This is a genomic window from Arthrobacter sp. Dra40, from assembly GCF_059091905.1.
In genome coordinates, this window is sequence record NZ_JBNHHB010000275.1 from 1 (window position 1) to 5783 (window position 5783).

The 5783-nt window shown below is 67.7% G+C and carries 7 protein-coding genes; 3 read left to right on the plus strand and 4 right to left on the minus strand.

The window, feature by feature from the left end:
• Window positions 1–374 precede the first annotated feature (374 nt).
• Complete coding sequence (locus AC5RWT_RS33690) at window positions 375–1364, plus strand: ABC transporter substrate-binding protein (protein ID WP_494084011.1); 990 nt, start codon at window positions 375–377, stop codon at window positions 1362–1364.
• 197 nt (window positions 1365–1561) lie between these two features.
• On the opposite strand, the gene AC5RWT_RS33695 is transcribed toward AC5RWT_RS33690, so the two are convergent.
• Window positions 1562–2146 carry an LOG family protein gene (locus AC5RWT_RS33695; protein WP_494084012.1) on the minus strand — a complete coding sequence of 195 codons (585 nt, stop codon included), beginning with the start codon at window positions 2144–2146 and terminating at the stop codon, window positions 1562–1564.
• Between the two features lie 36 nt (window positions 2147–2182).
• On the opposite strand from AC5RWT_RS33695, the gene AC5RWT_RS33700 reads away from it, so the two are divergent.
• Window positions 2183–2722, plus strand: a complete 540-nt coding sequence (locus tag AC5RWT_RS33700; RefSeq protein ID WP_494084013.1) for a DinB family protein — start codon at window positions 2183–2185, stop codon at window positions 2720–2722.
• Between the two features lie 92 nt (window positions 2723–2814).
• Here the strand turns inward: AC5RWT_RS33700 and AC5RWT_RS33705 are convergent, their stop codons facing one another.
• The 3 genes from AC5RWT_RS33705 to AC5RWT_RS33715 form a co-directional block, all read right to left on the minus strand.
• A complete protein-coding gene (locus tag AC5RWT_RS33705) occupies window positions 2815–3036 on the minus strand; it encodes an Rv3202a family protein (protein ID WP_494084014.1) in 222 nt (73 codons plus the stop codon).
• 76 nt (window positions 3037–3112) lie between these two features.
• On the minus strand, window positions 3113–3415 hold the full coding sequence (locus AC5RWT_RS33710) for a MoaD/ThiS family protein (RefSeq protein ID WP_494084015.1): 303 nt from the start codon (window positions 3413–3415) through the stop codon (window positions 3113–3115).
• A 13-nt stretch (window positions 3416–3428) separates the two neighbouring features.
• Window positions 3429–4517 carry a WD40/YVTN/BNR-like repeat-containing protein gene (locus AC5RWT_RS33715; RefSeq protein WP_494084016.1) on the minus strand — a complete coding sequence of 363 codons (1089 nt, stop codon included), beginning with the start codon at window positions 4515–4517 and terminating at the stop codon, window positions 3429–3431.
• A 105-nt stretch (window positions 4518–4622) separates the two neighbouring features.
• Here AC5RWT_RS33715 and AC5RWT_RS33720 point away from each other — a divergent pair.
• A partial coding sequence (locus tag AC5RWT_RS33720) for an MFS transporter (RefSeq protein WP_494084017.1) occupies window positions 4623–5783 on the plus strand: 1161 nt, incomplete at its 3' end.

A 5783-nucleotide genomic window follows, 5' to 3' on the forward strand; every position in this document is an offset into this window, starting at 1 on the left:
ACAAGGTGCCGCGCCGGGTCATCCCGGTCCAGGAACTGCCCAAGTCGATGCTGGGCAAGGTGCTGCGCAAACAGGTCAAGGAACAACTCGCGGCCGTGTAGTGGCGGGGGCGACGGTCCGCGGCAGCCTCTTGTCCCGTGGTGACGCCGGGCGCTGCGGGACCACGCGGCGGGAGTGAACCGGTGCGCCGGGACCGCAGGATCGTGTCGGTGGCTGACCCAAAAAGCGTGACGCGTCACATTTCGTTCGCGCGGCAAGCATCTGCTGTGAGCCGTGACATAGTGGTGCGCGGTGACAGTGCAATGAACCGCGCTTTCCGGTTGGGGGAGACCGCGGGCGCTGTCACTTGATTTTTTTCGAACTGAGGAAGTGACATGAAGCGTACAATCCTGACGCTGCTGGCCGGTATCTCCGCCCTGGGCCTGGCGGCCTGTGGATCCGGATCGCCCAGCGGCAGCGCAAGCAACGCGGCCGGCGGGAACGAATCCGCCGCCTCCGGCGACTTGACCAAAGTGACCGTTGGCGTGATCCCGATTGTGGACACCGCCCCGCTGTGGCTCGGCGATTCAAAGGGATTCTTCGAAGAAGAGGGCCTGGACTTGGACATCCAGAACGTCGCAGGTGGCGCAGCCGCCATTCCCGCCGTTGTCAGCGGTGGCTTCGACTTCGCCTTCGGCAACGTCGTGTCTGTCATGGTCGCCAACGGCAAGGGCCTGGACATCCGGCTCGTGGCCAACGGCAACTCCACCTCCGGCGACACCAAGCACGATTTCGGCGGCGTAGTGGTGAAGGGCGATTCGGACATCAAGTCGCCCAAGGACCTGGCTGGCAAGACCGTGTCCGTCAATACCCTCTCCAACATCGGCGACACCACCATCCGCACAGTGATTGAAGCCGACGGCGGCGACCCCGAGAGCGTGAAGTTCGTCGAGGTGGGTTTCCAGGACGCGCCGGCCGCGCTGGCCAACGGCCAGGTTGACGCCGCCTGGATCCTGGATCCGTTCCTGTCCCAGGCCGTGGACGACGGCGGCCGCGTGGTTTCCTACAACTTCGCCGACTTCGACAAGAACCTGGATATTTCCGGCTACTTCGCCACCGGCGAGACCGTGACCAAGGATCCTGAACTGGTCAAGAAGTTCCAGGCCGCGATGAACCGCTCGCTGGAATACGCCCAGGAGAACCCGGACGAGGTCCGCGAGATCGTGGGCACCTACACCAAGATCGACGAAGCCGCCCGCGCTGAGATGGCCCTGCCGACCTTCCGCAAGGACTTCAACATGGAAGCGGCGCAGAAGCTTGCCGACGCTGCCCTGAAGTACGGCACGCTGGACAAGCCGGCGGAACTGGACAAGTTCTTCCCGTAGGCGTCAAGCACTCACCAGTACGACGGCGGGGCCTCCTCCCGCCGGATACACCGGACAGCGTCCCTCCCGCAGGGGAGGGGCGCTGTTTGCGTCCGCTGCGCCATCGGTCCTGTGGGCGGCTGTTTGCTTCCACTGGACCGTCGGTCCGGGTCATCGCCAACGGGCCCCGGCACGCCCACGGGCCAGGGACGACCCGGTCAGATGCGGCTGCGCTCGCCGGGATCCTGCCACTTGCGGACCGGCGGAGTCCAGGCACGAATGGCGTCCAGCAATTCCTCGGCGGAGCCGGCCACAATGACAGCATCCCGATAGTCCTGCTTGAGGAAGCCGCCGGCGACCAGGCCGTCGATGGTCGCCAGCAGTTGGTCCCAAAAGCCGTTGATGTTCAGGAAGGCCACCGGCTTCTCGTGGATCCCGAGCTGGAGCCACGTCCAGGCCTCGAAGATCTCCTCCAGCGTTCCGATGCCGCCCGGCAGCGCCACGAAGGCGTCGGCGGAATCCGCCATCATTTGTTTGCGCTCGTGCATGGAGTCCACCACGTGCAGGGTGCTCAGTCCGCTGTGGCCCACTTCCGTTCTGTCCAAGGACTCCGGAATCACGCCCACCACGTCGCCCCCGGCCGCCACCGCGCTATCCGCGACCACGCCCATCAGGCCCACCTGCCCGCCGCCGTATACAATCCCGATGTCCCGGGATGCCAGGTCGGCGGCGAACCGGGCCGCCTCCCGGGCATAGACCTCGTCCGTGCCGCTGGCTGACCCGGTGAAAACTGCAAGTCGCATGCTCCCATTATCCCAGTGCCGCTAGACTCGCTGACCATGAGCGACGTGGACGAGCAAGGCCGCACCGACCCTCCGCTGGCGGCGGGGGAGGCGGAGACCCTGCTGGGTTTCCTGGAGTACCACCGCGCTACCTTCGAATGGAAATGCGCCGGCCTGGACGCCAGCAGCCTGGCGGCGCGGCTGGCTCCGTCGACGATGACGTTGGGCGGGATGCTCAAGCATCTGGCGTTCGTCGAGGACTACTGGTTTTCCGTGCGGTTGCACGGGCAGGACCCGCAGCCTCCATGGGACACGGTGGACTGGAAGTCCGATCCCGACTGGGACTGGCACTCCGCCGGCTCGGATACTCCCGAACGGCTCCGCACCTTATGGAGCGAAAGTGTGGGCCGTTCGCGTTCCCTCACCGCCGAGGCGCTGGCCCAGGGCGGCTTGGACCACAGGGAAAGTGCGCCCGGCGCGACAAACCCGGTACCCGGTCTCCGGTGGATCCTGATCCACATGATCGAGGAATACTCCCGGCACAACGGGCACGCAGACCTGCTGCGGGAGGCCATCGACGGGATGGTCGGGGAGTAGCGCTGCCGGTCGCGACACCTGTCAGCAGCACCAGCCGGGAATCCGGTCCGGTGTTCCCGGCCGGATGCTGCCCTGCTAGTACTGCTCGGAACCTAGTACTGCTCGGAATCGTCGCGCGGATACTCTTCGTCCTCGTCGGGCTTGACCGCTTCCAGCTGCTCCTGCAGGTCAGCCTCGTTCGCCTCCCACTCGACCGGCACCGGCGGCAATTCCACGTGGTCCGGGACATCCTCGTCGACCGGGCGCTCCTGCCAGGCACGGTCGGCCTCATCCGCTGCCGGAATGTCTGCTTCGTGGTTGCCGGTGCTGGTCATCGCATGCCTCCTGATGTCTCGGCGGGTCGGTCAATACGGTTGAATTTGTTCAACGGCGCTCGCTCCGGCACGGTTCCTACCCTCCGGCCACCGACTGGATGATCAGCAGTTCCTGCCCCGGTTGCACGAGCGTGGCCGGCCCGTCCAGCGTGCGGATGTCCTCGCCGTCGAGGTACAGATTGACGTAGCGGCGGATGGCCCCGGTTTCACTGCGCACCCGGCGGTTGAACACCGGGTAGTCGCCGGCCAAGGCGTCCAGAATGTCCGCCACGGACCGCGGGCCGGATGCGGGCACGGTCAGCTCGCGCTGCTCCCCGGTTACCTTGGCCAGCAGGCTGGGCACGACGACGGTGACCGCCTTCTCTGCCACACCTACCACGGGACATCCCTCCTTACAGGTTGGCCGCGCGGACGCACAGGACGTCCGGCAGCCCGGTGGCCACTTGCACGAAGGATTCGCCTTCGTTGGCACTGGCATACACCGAGCCGCCGCGGGTGCCGAAGTAGACGCCGGCCGGTTCACCCGTGTCCACGGCGGCAGCATCGCGCAGCACTACGTTGTAGTCCCGGTCAGGCAGGCCGGTGGCGAAGCGGGACCAGGTGGCACCGCCGTCGTCGGTCCGATGCACGGCGAGATGTCCGTCCGGCGGGATCCGCTCGCCGTCGGCCTTGATCGGGACCACCCAGGCGGTCCGCGACTTCCGCGGGTGGGTGAGCATCACGAAACCGAAATCGCTGGGCAGCCCCTCGGCAATGGACTGCCAGTTGTCGCCGGAATCATCCGATCGGTAAACGCCGTGGTGGTTCTGCGCGAAGAGCGTGGACGGCTCGACGGCATCCCGCGCGATCTTGTGGACACACTGGCCAACCTCGGGGTTCGGATCAGGCATGAAATAGGCGCTGATGCCGTGGTTGCGCGCCTGCCAACTGCTGCCGCCGTCGGTAGTGCGGTAGACGCCGCCCGTGCTCATGGCAACATGCACGGTATCCGCATCCTGCGGGTCCGGCAGGACGGAATGGGCGGCCGCACCGCCGTAGCCGGCGCCCCACCGGCCCTTGTCCGGGTGGTTCCACAGGCCCCGGTTGAGCTCGAAGTGCTCGCCGCCGTCCGTGGACTTCCACACCGAAATCGGCTCGCAGCCGGCCCACACCACGCCGGGACGGTCCGAGGAGTCGGGCTGGATCTGCCACACCCGCTCCAGGGCCGCGCCGTCGTCGTCGCCAAAGCGGATGGCGCCATGGTCCGGTTCGGTCCAGGTTTGGCCCAGGTCATCCGAGCGGAACACGGTGGGACCCCAATGTTCGGAGCGCGCCCCCACCAGCAGGCGGGTGGTGCCGTCCCGCTGGTCGATTCCGATGCTGGGTATCTCGTTCATCAAAAAATGCGGGCCGGACAGGGACCAGTTGGTCCGGTCTTGGCTGGTGGCGAGCCACAGCCCCTTCTTTGTCCCGATCGCCAGGACGGTCTCCCCAATAACCATGCCCCCCATTCGACCACCGCAGCACCGGCGGCGCAACGGTTTTGCGACGAACGGCCGGCCGCGGGGCAGAATGGGGTGGCCGACCAAACGTCAGGGAATGAGGACATGAGCACGCAGCCGCCAAGCCAGCCAAGGCCGCGCCTCTGGCTTTGGGTCCTGATGGCGGCCGCGGTGTTGACGCAGACGTCGTTGAACCTCTCGCGCCCCGTGGTGTCCTACAAGCTGCTGGCGCTGGGCGGGGATGCGGCAGTCATCGGCGTGGTGACCGCCCTCTACGCCGTGCTGCCGGTGGTGGCGGCACTGTGGCTGGGGCGGGTGAGCGACCGGGTGGCGTCGCTCAGGGGCATGGTGGCGCTCGGTGCGCTGCTGCTGGCGCTGGCGTCGGTCGGCCTGGCAGTGGCCGAGAGCTTCGTGTTCATCGCAATATCCATGGCCCTGCTGGGGGTGGGGCATTTGGTGTTCACCATTGCCGGGCAGTCCGCGATCGGGCGGTTCGCTCCGCTGAACCAGATGGACAGCGGCTTCGGCTGGTTCACCGCCGCCTTTTCGCTGGGGCAGCTGCTCGGCCCGTTGCTGGCCGGCGTCCTCCTGGGAGGCGGGACAGCGGGCGTGGGGCCCAGCTGGATCGGCGCCATCAATATCGCCTTGCTGCTGGCGGCCGGCATTGCAGCGGCGGGCGCCCCCGTCATGCTCATCGGCGCGCATCCGGGCGCGGCACGGCGGAGGTTCCGCGCCCGCAGGAACGACGGCGGGGCGGTCCGGCCGCCGGCCGTGAAGGAACCGGCGCTGCAGATCCTGCGGCGGCCCGGCGTGGCCTGGAACATGCTGGCGTCCCTGGCGCTGCTGTCGGTGATCGACATCCTGGTGGCCTTCCTGCCGCTGGTCGGCGAGGAGCTCGGGGTGCCGCCGCTCTGGGTGGGCGTCCTGCTGGCCGTGCGCGCCAGCGCGTCCATCATTTCGCGCATCCTGCTGCCCTGGCTGGTACACCGCTGGACCCGCATCCAGTTGCTGGTGGTCAGCCTGCTCGGCTCCGGCACGGCGATCGCGGTGACCCCGTTCGTGCTGGAACCGTTCTGGGTGGCCGCGACGGCGCTCTTCGTGGGCGGCTTCCTGCTGGGCCTGGGCCAGCCGCTGACCATGACGCTGATCAGCCAGGCCGTCCGGCCGGAATCCCGGGGCGCCGCGCTGGCGCTGCGCCTGCTGGGCAACCGGGTGGGCCAGGTGGTGCTGCCGCTGGCCGCCGGCCTGGTGGCCGCGCCGCTGGGC